The organism is Candidatus Roseilinea sp. NK_OTU-006, assembly GCF_012931985.1.
In the GTDB taxonomy this organism is placed as follows: domain Bacteria; phylum Chloroflexota; class Anaerolineae; order J036; family Brachytrichaceae; genus JAAFGM01.
The window spans coordinates 1-15574 of record NZ_JAAFGM010000045.1 but is presented as its reverse complement, the minus strand read 5'-3'; the positions used below and the strand labels follow the sequence as shown (position 1 = coordinate 15574).

Sequence of the window (15574 nt, the reverse complement as noted above, 5' to 3'; positions counted from 1 at the left end):
CAGACACCCTACACGGCGGGCGAGCAATTGCATCGTGCGATTGATTACATGGCGGCTCAGACTGAGGCTGCGCTCGTAAGAATACACACCGATGAATCCGCACAGCCCTTCGCATTCGTCATTGTCATGATGCTGCGCAGCAAGCAGCTCGCGCCAGGCCTCTTCCAACTCCCAGACCGGATAAACGTCCCAGCTCGGGTAGGGACGCCCGAAGAAGCCAACCATGGCTGAGATTGACTCTGCGGCAAGTAACTGGTGCTCGCTTGCGCGGCTGAAGCGACGCATGCGATCGCCATTCTTTCCGAGGCTCACGCCGTGAAAGACATCGTCGAGTGCATATCGTCTGGGCGTGGCAACTTCCCGTGCCGACTCGAGAAATTCAGAGAGCGTGACCGGCCGTATATCGAAGCGAGGGTCGGCCAGCAGCGCACGCAATGGCGGCAAGATCACTTCTGATCGGCACATCCAGTCGGGGGAAGGCATGAGTTCCAGCCACTGCAGGATGAGCGGTAGCTTCATCTCGCGCAACTGCGGGCTTTCGAGCAAGCCCTCGAAGTCCTCGGGCCACTGATGAAGATTGAGCGCGTTGCGCGGGGCAGTAAGTAGCTGGCTGCCGTCCAAGCCTTCCCACCAGACCGCCGACATGCGCTCGGTTGGCATAACCGGTGTATGCCACGTCCACTGAAAGAAGAGCGAGGCGTATTCGTAGCCTACGCCTTTCAGAATTTGTGGAAGTTGAGGGAAGAAATCGAACTCTTCTTCCCAGAATGTGCGCGGGCGCACGCCGAGCAGGCGCATTACCGTGCGCACCCCAAAGATGCGCTGACGGATATTCGATTCTCCACCATGGAACAAACCGTAAGGCTGGCCATACGATGCGCCTACAACTTCGATTTGCCCTTGCTGAACGGCGCAGCGCAACTCGGCCAATGTTTCCGGCGCCTCAGAAGCCAGCTTCTCATAGCCGATCGCGTCGAAGTTGATGTTACCCTTAACGCCGGCTTCGCGACACAGGCGCAACATGTCGTGTATGGAGCTGGGGAGCACATCGTAGCCCCATAGCCACTCCATGTCTACCCAGTGCATGTGGTTGCCAAAGGTGTAGTAAAGTGGAATGTGCATCTTAGCAGGCTACGGCGAGCGAAAGGCAATGGAGCGGTTACTTGATCGCGCCGCGCGTCAGTCCACTCACAATCAGCTTTTGGAAGAGTAGGACCACGATTAGTATCGGCACGATCATCACTATACTCATGGCGCTCAGGAGATCCCACGGCCGTCCGCCTCCGGCTGTAGGTTGTACCGCAAGTTCGACCAGGCCGACGCTGAGCGTTTTGTTCGACCCACTGGTGGCAAACACCAGCGGGTAGATCAGCTCATTCCAGGCGATGATGAAGTTGATGATGAACATCGTGACAAGCGCCGGGCGCATGATCGGCAACGTGATGAACCAGAAGAGGTGGGGCAAACGCGCGCCGTCCATGATTGCCGCTTCTTCGATCTCATAAGGGATCTGGCGTAGAAAAGGAACCAAAATCCAAATCGTAAACGGTAGGACAAGCGAAGACATTAGGATAACCAATCCGTGATAGGTATTGATCAAACCGGTGTTCTTGAACAGCTCGAACAAAGGCACGAGGCCACCGATCTGGGGTAGCGCAATTGACATGACGAAGACGATAAAGATGAGGTTTGCGCCGCGAAATTGGATGCGGGCCAGCGCATAGCTGGCGAGAAAGGCTGCCGCAACTGAGACCAGGCTTGAGCCTGCAGCGAATAACAGTGAATTAACGAAGTAGCGAGTAAGTGGAATGCTGTTAGCGAGTACTTGGTAGTTCTCGAGGGTAAAGGTGCTGAACCAGTAGCGCGGTGGGATAGTGAACAGCTCGTACTTCGGCGTGAACGATGACAGCACGATCCAGTAGAACGGGAAGAGCACGATAAACAGGAAGATGAAAACCGCAATCGCCAGCAGTGCACCGTCGACTGCACGTGCCAGACGCATGTTCACAATGACACCTCCACCTTGCGAAACAGTAACAAGCCGATAATGCTGGCGATACCAACAACGATGAATAGCACCATGCTGATCGCTGAGGCATAGCCAAAGTTGAGCGCGGTGAACGCGACTTGGTAAATGCGATAGGCCAGCACCTGAGTTGCGAATCCCGGCCCGCCACCCGTCATAGCGAAGACCAGGTCGAATGCAGCCAGCTGCCAAACTACCATGAACAGGCCGATGGTGACGATCTGCGGCATGATCAATGGCAGCGTGATGTAGAAGAAAGCGGAGACGCGGTTCGTGCCATCCACCCTGCCGGCTTCATATAGGTCTTGAGGCACGCCTTGTAGGGCGGCTAAAAGTACCAGCCCAACGAACGGTGTGGATTTCCAGACATTCGTAGCGATGACTGCCGCACGCGCTCCCCAAAAATCCACTAACCAGGGCACCTTCACCTCAATTGTTCGATAGAGCAAGTCGTTGATGACGCCGTACTGTGTGTCATACATCCACCGGAAGCCGATCGCAGCAACAACCATCGGGATAGCCCAAGGGATGAGGTTGATCGCTCGCACGACACCGCGTCCGAAGAACGCGCGGTGCAGAATGAGCGCAATTGCCATTCCCAGCACAATTTCCAGTAGTGTCGAGATCGTGACAAATAGCACGGTAAAGCTGATGCTGCCGGTGACGGCGATGTCCCGCGTCAGAGCCTGGAAGTTCTTTAGACCGACGAACTGCTGAGGGGGAAAGGCGGGATTCCAGTCGTGGAAGCTCAGCCAGATCGTGTTGAAGAAGGGATAGACCGCGGTGAATAGGCGCAGCGCGACCGAGGGTAGCAGGAGTAGGCAGATGAGGATTGCAATGCGCCTTGTACGTTGCATCAGGCGAAACCGCGCAGTTCGCGCGGGTATGGGCGCGAAAGTCGTGGGCGATTGTGTCATTGAGATGCGGGGTGGGGCGTCGAGACCTACAAGTGCAGGTTCGACGCCCCAGTATCGCGAAAGGAGATGCTAACCCAACGCCGCGATGCGTTCCTTGCCCTGCTTCATGGCTTCGGCCAGCGATATTTGCTTGGTGAGATACAGCGAAGCCACGTCGTCCACAACCGATTGAGCTTCGGCAACCTTGGGATGGAAAGGACGCGGTGAAGGAACGTTGGCCTCGGCATATCGCTGCATGTAGACAGCCAGACCTTCGTTGCCCATTACGGCCATGATGGACTTGCGGGGCATGACGAACCAGCTTTGTCCCTTAGCGAGGATCGGCGCGTTCTCGTTGTTGGTAATGAAGGCTATCAAGTCAAGCGCCTCGGCCTTGTTTGGCGCAAACTTGGGCACAGAGAAGCCCCATCCGCCCCACCATGACTTGGCGCCGGCAGGGCCGGCAGGCGGCAGGGTAATCTCGGCTCTGCCCTCCTGATACCAGTTCTTATTTCCACGTGCTACATCCCAGAAGAATGGCCACTGGCGCATGAAGGCGACGTGATCCTTCATGTATTCCTCATTTTGCTGCGTGTAGTCCATCGAAAGTGTGGTTTCCGGCATGATCTTGTGGGTGTGGATGAGATCGTAGGCGAATTGGAAGGCTTGTGCTGTCGCGTCGTCGAATTCAAAGACATTGCCCCCACTTTGGGCGGTCAGATAGGCCATATAAACGAATGCCAGCGCGGGCTTGATCAACGCCTCCATCGTGCCGAAGACCGGTGGATTGGTGAATTCCTTGCCGATCGCTATCACTTCGTCCCAGGTCTTGGGTGGTTCAATCTTCCTCTCGTCGAACCAGTCCTTTCGGTAGAAGGTATATCCGATGGCGAACTCGTGGGGGACACGATAGCGCTTGCCGTTGAAGCTGTGCCACACTTCGATCTGTTGCTTGAATGACTCTGGAAAGTCGTCCCACGTTTCTTGAGGGATTACCTCGTCGAGCGGCTCCATCCAGCCGGCGCGATAGAATGATGGACCGGAGTCATCTGCATCGCTCATCACGTCCACCGGGCTGACGCCGGATTGGAATGCCGGCGCGTACTTGGTGATCATCTCGTTGCCGCTTACCGGCCCGCTTTCGAGGGTGACCTTGTGGCCAGTCATTTCTTCCCACTTAGCGAGGACGGGTTTCATTGCATCATGGGCGAATCCCTGAATTGCGAGAACCAGCGTTTTGCTCACCGCGCCGGTGGCCGGAGCTTGGGTTGGCGATGGCTCTGCGGGTTGTTGAGGCGCACGCGCAGGCGGCGCGGCACATGCGCTCAGTCCGACGCCCATCCCTAAACCACCTGCTGCTAGTCCAGCGGCCTTAAGAAATTTTCGCCTTGAAATTCGGGTCACGGGTTTGTCTTTCACTTTTTACCTCCTGGCTTGCCAAAAAGTTTGTTGCGGCAGTACCGCCACTAAAACTGCTTGAACCAGTGTGATTGCTAAGTAATTGCCCGACAGCTCTCGCGAATGACTAGTCGGGTGGGTAGAACGACGCGGAGTGGTTCGGTGCGCCCTGCGTTGATGCGTTCGATCAAGAGTGACACGCTCACATGCGCAAAGTCCGCTTTGGGCGGTGCGATCGTGGTCAATGGTGGACACGTCATCGCTGCGATGGGTATGTCGTCAAACCCAACGATGGAAATGTCACCCGGAACACGCTTTCCCACTCGCCACAGATGATTCATCGCACCGATCGCCATCCGATCGTTTGTCGCGAATACGGCGCTGAGATCCGGGCAGCGTCGCAACAACTCGGCCATGACCTGCCTACCGCTTTCGTAGGTGAAGTCGCCTCGGATGACGAGCTCCGAAGGAAGCGGGACGCCGGCCTCCTGCAGGGCCCTGCGCAACCCCACGACCCGATCTGCGCTCGGTGTTTCGTCGCGTGGTCCGGCGATGCACCCAATCTGCCGATGTCCCAGTTCGATCAAGTAGCGACCGGCTAGGTAGCCACCTTGCTCGTTATCGGTCGCCACTTGGTCAATCGGCAGGTCGCTTAACTCACGTGCGACTGTGACCGCCGGGATGCCGGACCGGACAATAGTGCTGAACTTCTCCCGTAGGTTGGCAGCTGAGATCAGGATGATGCCGTCTACACGTTTGGAAAGCAGTGCTTCAATGTAAGCAGCCTCCTTTGCCTCCGACATGTCGGAATTGCACAAGATCACACTGTATCCCCTATCAAAGCCGGCATCTTCGACTGCCCGAGCAAGTTCTGCAAAGTAGGGATTGGAATTGTCTGGCACGATCAAGCCGATCGTGCGCGTTTCGCCGCGCCTTAGACTGCGGGCCAGCGCGTTAGGCCGATAGCCAAGCTCGATGATCGCCTCGGTGACTCGTTGCCACGTGGTCGGGTCAACACGACGCGTTTGGTTAATCACATGTGACACGGTGGTTATGGAGACTTGGGCGAGATCCGCAACGTCTTTTATGGTTACCATTTCGTGAGCAATGATTTGCGCAAACGATTGCTCGCATATTCTATGAGAATCGTGTCACCTGTCAATTCGTTTACAAACGGTCGTACTGTCTCTTTCAATGTAGGCAAGTTTGAACAAACGCCTCCCTGACTGGCACGAGGCGGTTCTAGGCCGTTTTGCACTACCGACAACCCCATCGCCCGCTCAGGTCCCGCCACGCGCTTTACCCCCGCGCATCCCCACCAGGCGCTGCCGAGCCGGGCGCGACGATGTCGTCGTGCTGGCTTTACCTCGTGAGTGGTGTACCGGTCGCCTACGAGATTGCAAGCGTGCTGAGAGTGCCGATGGATGTTTTCATCGTGCGCAAGTTAGGTGTGCCGGGCGAAGGGAGCTGGCGATGGGTGCAATCGCTTCAGGTGGTGTGCGCGTGCTCTCGCGTGAGCTGGGGGTAGAGCACCACGTGGGCATCACGGCCAGCGTGGACACCTTCTATGAGGGCCAGGAGCGCACCGGCTCGGCCAATCCGCATCTGCTGCGCGCCTTACGCGGCGTCACCGAGGAGTATCGTCGCCTGAATGTGCTGAACTACGAGATGGAGAGCGGCACGCTGTTCAAGATGGGCGGCGTGTACGGCTTCGCCGCGGGTTGTGTGTGCGGCGTGATCGCCCAGCGCACCGAGGCCGAGCGCGTTGTGTTGGAGGCCAAAGCGATCGCCGTCGAGAACGCGATCCGGATGGCAGTGGAGGCGGCAGTAAACCGGCCCATATAAAAGCGACAGTCGCTTACTAGCGCCTCATGTTTTGATTGAATTGTAGTTGTTGCGGGGCGCGATCCCTTCTAAGTTGCAGGGGGTTGCAAGCCCACTTCTGACATTAACGGCGCGAGCTGTACCGGCCGACCGGAGTGTGCCGAACGTCGAATCGCTTCCAACACACAAATCGTCTCGATGCCTTCCTCAAGATCGGGGGAGTAGGGGCGATCTTGCAGCAGCGCTTCGGCGAAATATTCGGCGTAGTTGGCGAATTCGCCGTAATGCATGCCGTGTACTTCGTTGTTGAAGTAATAGGCGCGCTTGCCGTAGAGAGGATCCTCGATAACATCCCCATCCGATGAAGTGTGGATATAGCGCATGTCGTGATACTGGGCCAAGCTGGTGCCTTCTGAACCATACAGCATGAGCTCGATAGCATTGCGAGCAGACGGAAGGTCACGCAGACCGTAATGCCCCATTGCTCGACCAATGCGGCCATCGCTGCTGCGCAAGTTGGCTGTGTAGATATCGAATCCGGCACCGTATTTGTGGGCCAGAGACGAGCGATATCCCAGCGCATGCACTTCGACGATGTGACCAAGATACCAACGCACGAGGTCCACCGGATGGCTTAGGCACAGGAAAGCCCAGTCGGTGGTAGTAGCTGCCCACGGGCTCTTGTCGTAGTACCAATCCATACGATGGATGTAGTGGGCGTCTACGAATTCTAAAGCGCCAATCTCGCCTCGCTCGAAGGCCCGTCGTTGTCGCTGGAAGGACTCAAAGAAACGGGTGCTTTGACCTACCAGTAACTTGCGACCGGTGCGCCGACCTGCTTCTAGCACGCGCCTGGCGTCGTCGAGGGAGTTAACCAGCGGTTTCGTGCAGATGACGTGTTTGCCTGCCTCGAACGCCTGCACGATATGCTGGCCGTGCAGGTGATCCGGCGTGTAAATGCAAACGATGTCTACATCACTGCGTGCGAGCATCTCCTCGTAACGGGTGGTGTAGAACACATCGGGACAGACGGCACGCGCCGCGGCAATCTTTTCCTCGCGCAGGTCACACCCCGCCACAGCGCGGACGTAGGATGTACGAAGCCGGCCGATATCCCTAGGATCGGTCGCTGGATCGCGCGGCACAGGGTGGATGAGCGCCACGAGCATCGTGCGCCCTTCGTGCAAGCCGAGTACGCCGATTCCAAGTGAGTGACTCATAGGGCATGGGGTTAGACACGGTGGACTGTTGCCCACACGTTGCGATACGCATCGAGGTCACGCGTGACTTTGCGGCCAAGCTCGAGGTCGAGGTACAGCGTTGCAATCTCATAGGGGCGCATCTCAAAGCTAATGGTGCTCCACGTACTTAAAACCTCTAGCGGTGGCTCCGCAGGTGTCGGCACCAGCCGGCTGATGGTTTCGCCGAGCAGATTAGTCTTACGCGCATCGGCAATGTGGCCCGGCAGACGCAGTCGCACGCTCGTAGCCTGACCGTTGAACTCGACGAGCCGTAACACAAACGGATATCGAATATCCCCAAGTTGGGCCTCCCGGTAAAACGCAGTGACGGCGACGTTGTCGGCGTCACACCACACGCATCCGAAAGCCGGCGGCAGCGTGCTGGACGTTTGCTTCGGACGTTCTCCGTTTGCCTTCGGGAAGCAGCAAAGGACCGGGCGTGTAAATGCCTGTGCCAGCTTCCAGCGCTCTGCGTGGTTGATGCGACCATGAGGTATTAGACGAATGCGCACATCGAGCTGGTCGTAGAAGAAATCCTCGTCCCATGGGTCATACATTGTTAGGATGTGGAGTAGGCGATCGCCATCGCGCCGAAATGCCTGGCTTCCGTCGTGGAGCATTAGTAGTCCACGTTCACCTCCGACCGGGTCGGTCTCAACCAAGTCAACGAACTGTAGCGCCGTGAACGGGTTGTGCACTTCCTCGAACCACTGCTTCGAGGTCATCCAGTCCCCGGTTGGATACTTTTTGAGATATGTACCATGGGGGGTGATCTCGCTCACTCCGTAAGGGTGATCGTGGATAAGCGTGTAGGGAAATCGAACGCCGACCAGTGTGCACAGCGCGGCGTTCATACCGCCATCCGGCCTAGGAAGATCACACGCCGCGTAGTGTAAATCTACACCATCTTGATCCGGCGCTAAAGTAATCGTAACGGTGACAAGCGCCCCGTCGCGACCGAATCGGTTGATGCGAATTGCGTCGCCTGTCAGGCCCACATCGGCCCGCTCGAAGCAATCCGTTATCCCGTTTCGTACCATCAACAAATCAATGAGTGACTGCGTCGCATCCAGCACGCCATCGGGGAAAGCCTCACCAGTGATTTGCGTGATCTTGCCGAGGTTGCAGTTGACAGTGACAGAGAGCGCACCGCGCCTCAAGGTAATCGTTCCATTGTCTTTGATCCGCTCGATAGACAGCAGACCATTGCCACGCATTTGATCAGTGATGGCGCAGTAGCCGAATGGGGGAATGTTGCGAAGGTGAAATTTCTGACCCGTTTCCGGATCAACGATGACGGCGCTGCGCGGCCATCCAAGCGGGTTGTAGGCGACCGGACACCCTACACGGCGGGCGAGCAATTGCATCGTGCGATTGATTACATGGCGGCTCAGACTGAGGCTGCGCTCGTAAGAATACACACCGATGAATCCGCACAGCCCTTCGCATTCGTCATTGTCGTGATGCTGTGCAGCAAGCAGCTCGCGCCAGGCTTCTTCCAGCTCCCAGACCGGATAAACGTCCCAGCTAGGATAGGGACGCCCGAAGAAAGCGGACATGGCTGAAATAGACTCTGCTGCGAGTAGCTGGTGCTCACTTGTGCGGCTGAAGCGACGCATGCGGTCGCCATTTTTTCCGAGGCTCATGCCATGGAAGACATCGTCGAGTGCATATTGCCGAGGCGCGGCAACTTCTCTTGCCAACTCAAGAAATTCAGAGAGCGTGACCGGCCGCATATCGAAGCGAGGGTCGGCCAACAGCGCGCGTAGCGGCGGCAGGATTACTTCTGATCGGCACATCCAGTCGGGGGAAGGCATGAGTTCCAGCCATTGCAGGATGAGCGGCCACTTCATCTCGCGTAGTTGTGGGCTTTCGAGCAAGCCTTCGAAGTCCTCGGGCCATTGATGGAGATTGAGCGCATTCCGCGGGGCGGTGAGCAGCCGGCTGCCATCCAGACCTTCCCACCAGACTGCTGGCGCGTGCTCGATTGGCATTACCGGCGTATGCCATGTCCACTGAAAGAAGAGAGCGGCGTATTCATAGCCCACGCCTCTCAGAATTTGTGGAAGTTGAGGGAAAAAATCGAATTCTTCTTCCCAGAACGTGCGCGGGCGCACACCTAATAGGCGCATCGCCGCGCGCACCCCAAAGATGCGCTGACGGATATTGGATTCTCCACCATGGAACAATCCGTAAGGCTGGCCATATGATGCGCCCACCACTTCGATTTGCCCTTGCTGAACAGCGCAGCGCAACTCGGCGAGTGCTTCAGGCGACTCAGCGGCCAGCTTCTCATAGCCAATCGCGTCGAAGTTGACATTGCCTTTGACGCCGGCTTCGCGACACAAGCGCAACATGTCATGGATAGAGCTGGGGAGGACATTGTAGCCCCATAACCACTCCATGTCTACCCAATGCATGTGATTGCCAAAAGTGTAATAAATCGGAATACGCATATTGGGATACCGCAATAAACGAGTGATGATAGATCAGTTACTTGATCGCGCCGCGCGTCAGTCCACTCACGATCAGCCTTTGGAAGAGTAAGACCAGGACAAGTATCGGCACAATCATCACCACGCTCATAGCACTCAGAAGATCCCAGGGGCGTCCACCGCCAGCTGTGGGCTGTACCGCAAGCTCAACCAAGCCAACGCTGAGCGTTTTGTTTGATCCACTGGTAGCGAACACCAACGGATAGATCAGCTCGTTCCAGGCAATGATGAAGTTGATGATGAACATTGTGACAAGTGCTGGGCGCATAATCGGCAATGTGATGAACCAGAAGAGCTGAGGTAAACGCGCGCCATCCATGATTGCCGCTTCTTCGATCTCGTAAGGGATTTGGCGCAGAAAAGGAACCAGAATCCAAATTGTGAACGGGAGGACGAGTGAAGACATAAGAATAACCAATCCGTGATAGGTATTAATCAAATTGGTGCTCTTGAACAACTCGAACAAAGGCACAAGGCCGCCAATCTGGGGTAGCGCAATTGACATGACGAAGGCGATAAAAATGAGGTTCGCGCCGCGGAATTGGATGCGGGCCAGCGCATAGCTGGCGAGAAAGGCCGCCGCAACGGAAACTAGGCTTGAACCTGCAGCAAATAACAGTGAATTAACGAAGTAGCGAACCAGCGGAATGCTGTTCGCGAGCGCTTGGTAGTTTTCGAGGGTAAAAGTGCTGAACCAGTAGCGTGGTGGAATGGTAAACAGCTCGTACTTCGGCGTGAACGATGACAGCACAATCCAGTAGAATGGGAAGAGCACGATAAACAGAAAGATGAAAACCGCAATCGCCAGCAGTGCACTGTCGACTGCACGTGCCAAACGCATGTTCACAATGACACCTCCACTTTGCGAAACAGTAACAAGCCGATAATGCTGGCGATGCCAACAACGATGAATAGCACCATGCTGATTGCTGAGGCATAGCCGAAGTTGAGTGCGGTGAACGCGACTTGATAAATGCGATAGGCCAGCACCTGAGTTGCAAATCCTGGCCCGCCGCCCGTCATCGCGAAGACCAGGTCGAAGGCGGCTAATTGCCACACTACCATGAATAGGCCAATGGTGACGATCTGCGGCATGATCAACGGCAGCGTGATGTAGAAGAAAGCAGAGACGCGGTTTGTGCCATCTACCCTGCCGGCTTCATAGAGGTCTTGGGGCACGCCTTGTAAGGCGGCTAGAAGTACCAGTCCAACGAACGGTGTGGATTTCCAGACATTTGTAGCGATGACTGCTGCGCGCGCTCCCCAAAAGTCTACTAACCAAGGTACTTTCACCCCGATCGTTCGGTGGAGCAAGTCGTTGATGACGCCGTACTGGGTATCGTACATCCACCGGAAGCCGATCGCAGCAACCACCATCGGGATGGCCCAAGGGATGAGGTTGACAGCTCGTACAGCGCCGCGCCCGAAGAAAGCGCGATTCAGCATGAGTGCAATTGCCATCCCCAGCACAATTTCCAGTAATGTCGAGACCGTGACAAACAGCACAGTAAAGCTGATGCTGCTGGTGACGGCGATATCCCGCGTCAACGCCTGGAAATTTTTTAAACCAACGAACTGCTGAGGAGGAAAGGCAGGGTTCCAGTCGTGGAAGCTCAGCCAGACCGTATTAAAGAAGGGATAGATCGCAGTGAATAGCCGCAGTGCAACTGCGGGTAACAAGAGTAGACCGATAAGGATCGCAGTGCGCCTCATGCGTCGCGTTAGGCGAAACCGCGCAGCTCGCGCAGGCATGGGCGCGAAAGTCGTGGGCGATTGTGTCATCAAGATGCAGGGTGGGGCGTCGAGACCTGAACTCAGGCCCAACGCCCCAATGTTGGGAAAGAAGAGGAGCTAACCCAACGCGGCAATGCGTTCCTTGCCCTGTTGCAGGGCTTCGGCCAACGATATTTGCTTTGTCAGATACAGCGAAGCTACGTCGTCCACGATTGATTGAGCTTCGGCAACTTTGGGATGGAAAGGACGTGGTGAAGGAACGTTGGCCTCAGCATATCGCTGCATATGAACGGCTAGACCTTCGTTGCCCATCACTGCCATGATGGACTTGCGCGGCATGACGAACCAACTCTGTCCCTTGGCGAGGATCGGCGCGTTCTCGTTGTTAGTGATAAAGGCGATCAGGTCCAGTGCCTCGGTCTTATTGGGTGCGAACTTGGGCACGGAGAAGCCCCATCCACCCCACCATGACTTGGCGCCGGCAGGGCCGGCGGGCGGCAGCGCAATCTCGGCTTTGCCTTCCTGATACCAATTCTTGTTTCCACGCGCCACGTCCCAGAAGAATGGCCATTGGCGCATGAAGGCGACGTGATCCTTCATGTATTCTTCATTCTGCTGCGTGTAGTCCATCGAGAGCGCAGTTTCTGGCATGATCTTGTGGGTGTGGATGAGATCGTAGGCAAATTGGAAGGCCTGTGCTGTAGCGTCGTCGAACTCAAAGAGGTTGCCTCCGCTCTGTGCAGCCAGATAGGCCATGTAAACGAACGCCAGCGCGGGCTTGATCATTGCCTCTATCGTGCCAAACACCGGTGGATTGGTGAACTCCTTGCCGATTGCCACGACCTCTTCCCACGTCTTGGGTGGTTCGATCTTTCTCTCATCGAACCAATCCTTGCGGTAGAAGGTGTAGCCAATGGCAAACTCGTGCGGGACACGATAGCGCTTGCCGTTGAAGCTATGCCACACTTCGATCTGCTGCTTGAATGATTCGGGGAAGTCGTCCCATGTTTCTTGAGGGATGACTTCGTCGAGTGGTTCCATCCAGCCAGCGCGGTAGAACGTCGGGCCAGAATCGTCTGCGTCGCTCATCACGTCCACCGGACTGACACCGGATTGAAATGCGGGCGCGTATTTAGTGATCATCTCATTGCCGCTCACCGGCCCGCTTTCGAGCGTGACCTTGTGGCCGGTTCGTTCCTCCCATTTCGCTAACACAGGTTTCATCGCGTCATGCGCGAATCCCTGAATTGCCAGCACGAGGGTCTTACGGCCCGCATCGGTGGCCGGGGCTTGGGTTGGAGATGGCTCTGCAGGCTGTGCCGGTTGTTGGGGGGCGCGTGTGGGTGGCGTGGCGCAGGCGCTTAGACCTGCGCCAATGCCCAGGCTTCCTGCGGCTAGGGTGGCGGCCTTGAGAAACTTACGCCTTGAGACTCGGGTCACAGTAGGTTGATCTTTCACTTCTTGCCTCCTAGCTTGTTTAAACTTTCGTGGCAAACGCGCCACGACTCAAAAGGTTTGAACCTCTTACTTACCTGACTTGCTAGACGATTGCTCGGCAGCTTTCGCGTATCATCAGCCGCGTGGGCAGAACGACACGGAGTGGCGTGGTGCGACCTGTCGTGATGCGCTCGATCAGGAGCGAGACGCTAGTGCGTGCGAAGTCTGCTTTCGGTGGAGCGACTGTGGTAAGTGGTGGACAAGTCATCGCCGCAACTGGAATATCGTCGAATCCAACGATCGAAACATCATCTGGAATACGTCGGCCTGTGCGCCATAGGTGATTCATCGCACCGATTGCCATCCGGTCGTTAGCCGCAAACACGGCCGTGAGATGCGGGCAGCGGAGCAGCAACTCAGTCATGACCTGCCTGCCGCTTTCGTAGGTGAAGTCGCCTCGAATGACAAGCTCTGCGGGGAGATGGATACCTGACTCTTGCAGTGCCCTGCGCAGTCCTACGATGCGGTCTGCGCTTGGAGTCTCATCGCGCGGCCCAGCAATGCATCCGATATTCCGGTGACCCAGCTCGATCAAGTGACGGCCGACGAGATACCCTCCTTGCTCGTTGTCGGTCACGATTTGGTCAATAGGTAGATCGCTCAACTCGCGTGCAACTGTGACTACAGGGACGCCGGCCTGCAGAATAGCATTGAACTTGTCGCGCCGGTTGGCGGCCGAGATTAGGATGATGCCGTCCACGCGTTTAGAGAGCAACACCTCGATGTAGGCAGCTTCCTTTGCCTCCGACATGTCGGAGTTGCAGAGGATCACGCTATAGCCTTCAGCGAAGCCGGCGTCTTCCACTGCCCGGGCGAGTTCTGCAAAGTAGGGATTAGAGTTATCCGGTACGATCAGGCCGATCGTTCGTGTCTCCCGACGCCTCAGACTGCGCGCAAGGGTGTTGGGCCGGTAACCGAGTTCGGCGATTGCTTCCGTCACCCGTTGCCGCGTAGCCGGGTCAACGTAGCGTGTTTGGTTGATCACGTGTGAGACAGTTGTAGCGGAAACCCGAGCCAACTCGGCGACATCCTTTATGGTTACCATTCAGGCGATCGTTTGCGCAAGCGTTTGCTCGATAGTACTAGAAATCTCTCTACTTGTCAATCGGTTGTGTGCTTCCGGGTGTAGCGCAGATTTGTGGGCGACTTTTTCTGCAGCGGGAGCAAAATAGGGGACATGAAACCATCAACCGTATCCAGCCACGCGCAGCGGCGCGAACAGTTCCTGGCCCTGGCCGCCCAGGCCTATGAAGCATTCAAGACATGGTATGACCAGCATCCGGACGCCACGTTCGCTGAGATCGAAGCCATGCGACAAGCGCTGATGGGCCGTGGATTGGAGATTCTGATCAATCAACGTCGGCACCGCGCAGACATCACCCAGCCGCTCTGTCCGAGCTGTGGCAAGCCGATGCGGTTGAAAGGCCGGCGCGGCAAGCAGGTCAACGGCTTGGAAGGACACAGCCGGATCGAGCGCAGCTACTACGTCTGTCCGAACGGGTGCGGCCAGACGGCTTTTCCCCCTGGATCACGTGCTGCGCCTGAGAGCGGACCGGTGGAGTGAAGGCGCAGCCCGGGCGGTGTTGCAGTTGGGACTGGAAGCGCCGTCGTTTGACCGCGCTGCGCAGGCGTATCAGGTGATCACCGGCTGGCACATATCAGGGAACAGCGTGCGGCGCATCAGTGAAGGCGAGGGAGCGAAGATTGACGCCATGCGCGAGGCCGAAGTGGCGCAGGCCCATGCCGTTGCGCTGGCAAGCGGGGAGAGGCCTGAGATGACGCCTTGCCGGGTTGATCCGGTCAAGGAACAGGGCAATGTCTCGACCGATGGGGTATTCATCCGCGTTCGGGGCGAAGGGTGGAAGGAAGTCAAAGTGACGGCCATCTCTCAGGTCAGGGTGAGCCGACAGCAGACCGAGCAGGTGAGCGCCCGTCATGCGGCGCAGAAAGCGGTCGTCAAGCTCGAACGGCACAGTTATCAGGCGACGCTGGGGGATGCAGACGACATGGCGCGCCGGCAGTATGTCGAGGGGCTGCGACGGGGATTGCCGGACTGCGTGCGTGTGACATCGGTCAACGACGGGGCGGCTTGGATTGAGCGCATCACACGCGCCAACTTCCCCGACGCCATCCAGATTGTGGACTGGGCGCATGCGGCTCAGCATGTGCACCACGCGGCCGAACGGGCCTGGCCTCAGCAGCCGGATACGGCCAAGGCCTGGGCGGAGAGACAACTGGACGCGCCCTGGGCCGGCAGAGCGCAGGCCGTTGCGAAAGCGGTGCGAGGGCTGCCTCAGGCTGAGGCGGCGGAGCTGGCGGGCTACTTTGCCAACAATGCAGAGCGGATGCGTTATGCAGCGTTCCGTGCGCAAGGGCTGCCGATTGGCAGCGGCGTAGTAGAGAGCGGCTGCAAGACGGTGATACAGCGACGTTTGTGTCGGGGCTGGGAACGGCGGCATGCTG

At 57.1% G+C, this 15574-nt stretch carries 12 protein-coding genes and 3 pseudogenes; 3 read left to right on the top strand and 12 right to left on the bottom strand.

Annotated elements, in window-relative coordinates:
- The 6 genes and pseudogenes from GXH28_RS14600 to GXH28_RS14580 all read right to left on the bottom strand — a co-directional run.
- A partial coding sequence (locus GXH28_RS14600; RefSeq protein WP_169239759.1) for a glycoside hydrolase family 38 N-terminal domain-containing protein occupies positions 1-1122 on the bottom strand: 1122 nt, incomplete at its 3' end.
- Between the two features lie 37 nt (positions 1123-1159).
- Positions 1160-2002, bottom strand: coding sequence for a carbohydrate ABC transporter permease (locus GXH28_RS14595; RefSeq protein WP_240550431.1), 843 nt, complete (start codon positions 2000-2002; stop codon positions 1160-1162).
- A gap of 2 nt (positions 2003-2004) precedes the next feature.
- Positions 2005-2883, bottom strand: a complete 879-nt coding sequence (locus GXH28_RS14590) for a carbohydrate ABC transporter permease (protein ID WP_169239757.1) — start codon at positions 2881-2883, stop codon at positions 2005-2007.
- A 129-nt stretch (positions 2884-3012) separates the two neighbouring features.
- On the bottom strand, positions 3013-4119 hold the full coding sequence (locus tag GXH28_RS14585) for an extracellular solute-binding protein (protein WP_240550429.1): 1107 nt from the start codon (positions 4117-4119) through the stop codon (positions 3013-3015).
- Between the two features lie 111 nt (positions 4120-4230).
- A pseudogene (locus GXH28_RS17010) lies at positions 4231-4326 on the bottom strand (twin-arginine translocation signal domain-containing protein); the annotation flags it as partial.
- 89 nt (positions 4327-4415) lie between these two features.
- Positions 4416-5417, bottom strand: coding sequence for a LacI family DNA-binding transcriptional regulator (locus tag GXH28_RS14580; protein ID WP_169239755.1), 1002 nt, complete (start codon positions 5415-5417; stop codon positions 4416-4418).
- Between the two features lie 214 nt (positions 5418-5631).
- On the opposite strand from GXH28_RS14580, the pseudogene GXH28_RS16895 reads away from it, so the two are divergent.
- Positions 5632-6165, top strand: a pseudogene (locus GXH28_RS16895) (phosphorylase family protein).
- 68 nt (positions 6166-6233) lie between these two features.
- Here the strand turns inward: GXH28_RS16895 and GXH28_RS14570 are convergent.
- The 6 genes from GXH28_RS14570 to GXH28_RS14545 all read right to left on the bottom strand — a co-directional run bounded on the left by GXH28_RS14570 (position 6234) and on the right by GXH28_RS14545 (position 14156).
- The gene (locus GXH28_RS14570) at positions 6234-7364 is read right to left on the bottom strand and encodes a Gfo/Idh/MocA family protein (RefSeq protein WP_169239754.1); all 1131 of its coding nucleotides are present in this window, start codon (positions 7362-7364) and stop codon (positions 6234-6236) included.
- 11 nt (positions 7365-7375) lie between these two features.
- On the bottom strand, positions 7376-9805 hold the full coding sequence (locus GXH28_RS14565; RefSeq protein ID WP_169239753.1) for a glycoside hydrolase family 38 N-terminal domain-containing protein: 2430 nt from the start codon (positions 9803-9805) through the stop codon (positions 7376-7378).
- Between the two features lie 73 nt (positions 9806-9878).
- A complete protein-coding gene (locus tag GXH28_RS14560) occupies positions 9879-10721 on the bottom strand; it encodes a carbohydrate ABC transporter permease (protein ID WP_169239752.1) in 843 nt (280 codons plus the stop codon).
- Positions 10722-10723: 2 nt separating this feature from the next.
- Positions 10724-11560 (bottom strand): carbohydrate ABC transporter permease, encoded by an 837-nt coding sequence (locus GXH28_RS14555; RefSeq protein ID WP_169239751.1) that lies wholly within the window; start codon positions 11558-11560, stop codon positions 10724-10726.
- Between the two features lie 171 nt (positions 11561-11731).
- Complete coding sequence (locus tag GXH28_RS14550) at positions 11732-13117, bottom strand: extracellular solute-binding protein (RefSeq protein WP_169239750.1); 1386 nt, start codon at positions 13115-13117, stop codon at positions 11732-11734.
- Between the two features lie 37 nt (positions 13118-13154).
- Positions 13155-14156 (bottom strand): LacI family DNA-binding transcriptional regulator, encoded by a 1002-nt coding sequence (locus GXH28_RS14545; RefSeq protein ID WP_169239749.1) that lies wholly within the window; start codon positions 14154-14156, stop codon positions 13155-13157.
- Positions 14157-14288: 132 nt separating this feature from the next.
- On the opposite strand from GXH28_RS14545, the gene GXH28_RS14540 reads away from it, so the two are divergent.
- Both GXH28_RS14540 and GXH28_RS14535 read left to right on the top strand, forming a co-directional pair.
- Positions 14289-14675 (top strand): hypothetical protein, encoded by a 387-nt coding sequence (locus tag GXH28_RS14540; RefSeq protein WP_169239748.1) that lies wholly within the window; start codon positions 14289-14291, stop codon positions 14673-14675.
- A gap of 16 nt (positions 14676-14691) precedes the next feature.
- Positions 14692-15574, top strand: a pseudogene (locus GXH28_RS14535) (hypothetical protein); the annotation flags it as partial.

Bases quoted from the DNA above. Each gene is read 5' to 3' on its own strand.
- GXH28_RS14595 (WP_240550431.1), bottom strand. From the start codon at position 2,002: ATGCGTCTGGCACGTGCAGTCGACGGTGCACTGCTGGCGATTGCGGTT.
- GXH28_RS14590 (WP_169239757.1), bottom strand. From the start codon at position 2,883: ATGCAACGTACAAGGCGCATTGCAATCCTCATCTGCCTACTCCTGCTA.
- GXH28_RS14585 (WP_240550429.1), bottom strand. From the start codon at position 4,119: ATGAAACCCGTCCTCGCTAAGTGGGAAGAAATGACTGGCCACAAGGTC.
- GXH28_RS14580 (WP_169239755.1), bottom strand. From the start codon at position 5,417: ATGGTAACCATAAAAGACGTTGCGGATCTCGCCCAAGTCTCCATAACC.
- GXH28_RS14570 (WP_169239754.1), bottom strand. From the start codon at position 7,364: ATGAGTCACTCACTTGGAATCGGCGTACTCGGCTTGCACGAAGGGCGC.
- GXH28_RS14565 (WP_169239753.1), bottom strand. From the start codon at position 9,805: ATGCATTGGGTAGACATGGAGTGGTTATGGGGCTACAATGTCCTCCCC.
- GXH28_RS14560 (WP_169239752.1), bottom strand. From the start codon at position 10,721: ATGCGTTTGGCACGTGCAGTCGACAGTGCACTGCTGGCGATTGCGGTT.
- GXH28_RS14545 (WP_169239749.1), bottom strand. From the start codon at position 14,156: ATGGTAACCATAAAGGATGTCGCCGAGTTGGCTCGGGTTTCCGCTACA.
- GXH28_RS14540 (WP_169239748.1), top strand. From the start codon at position 14,289: ATGAAACCATCAACCGTATCCAGCCACGCGCAGCGGCGCGAACAGTTC.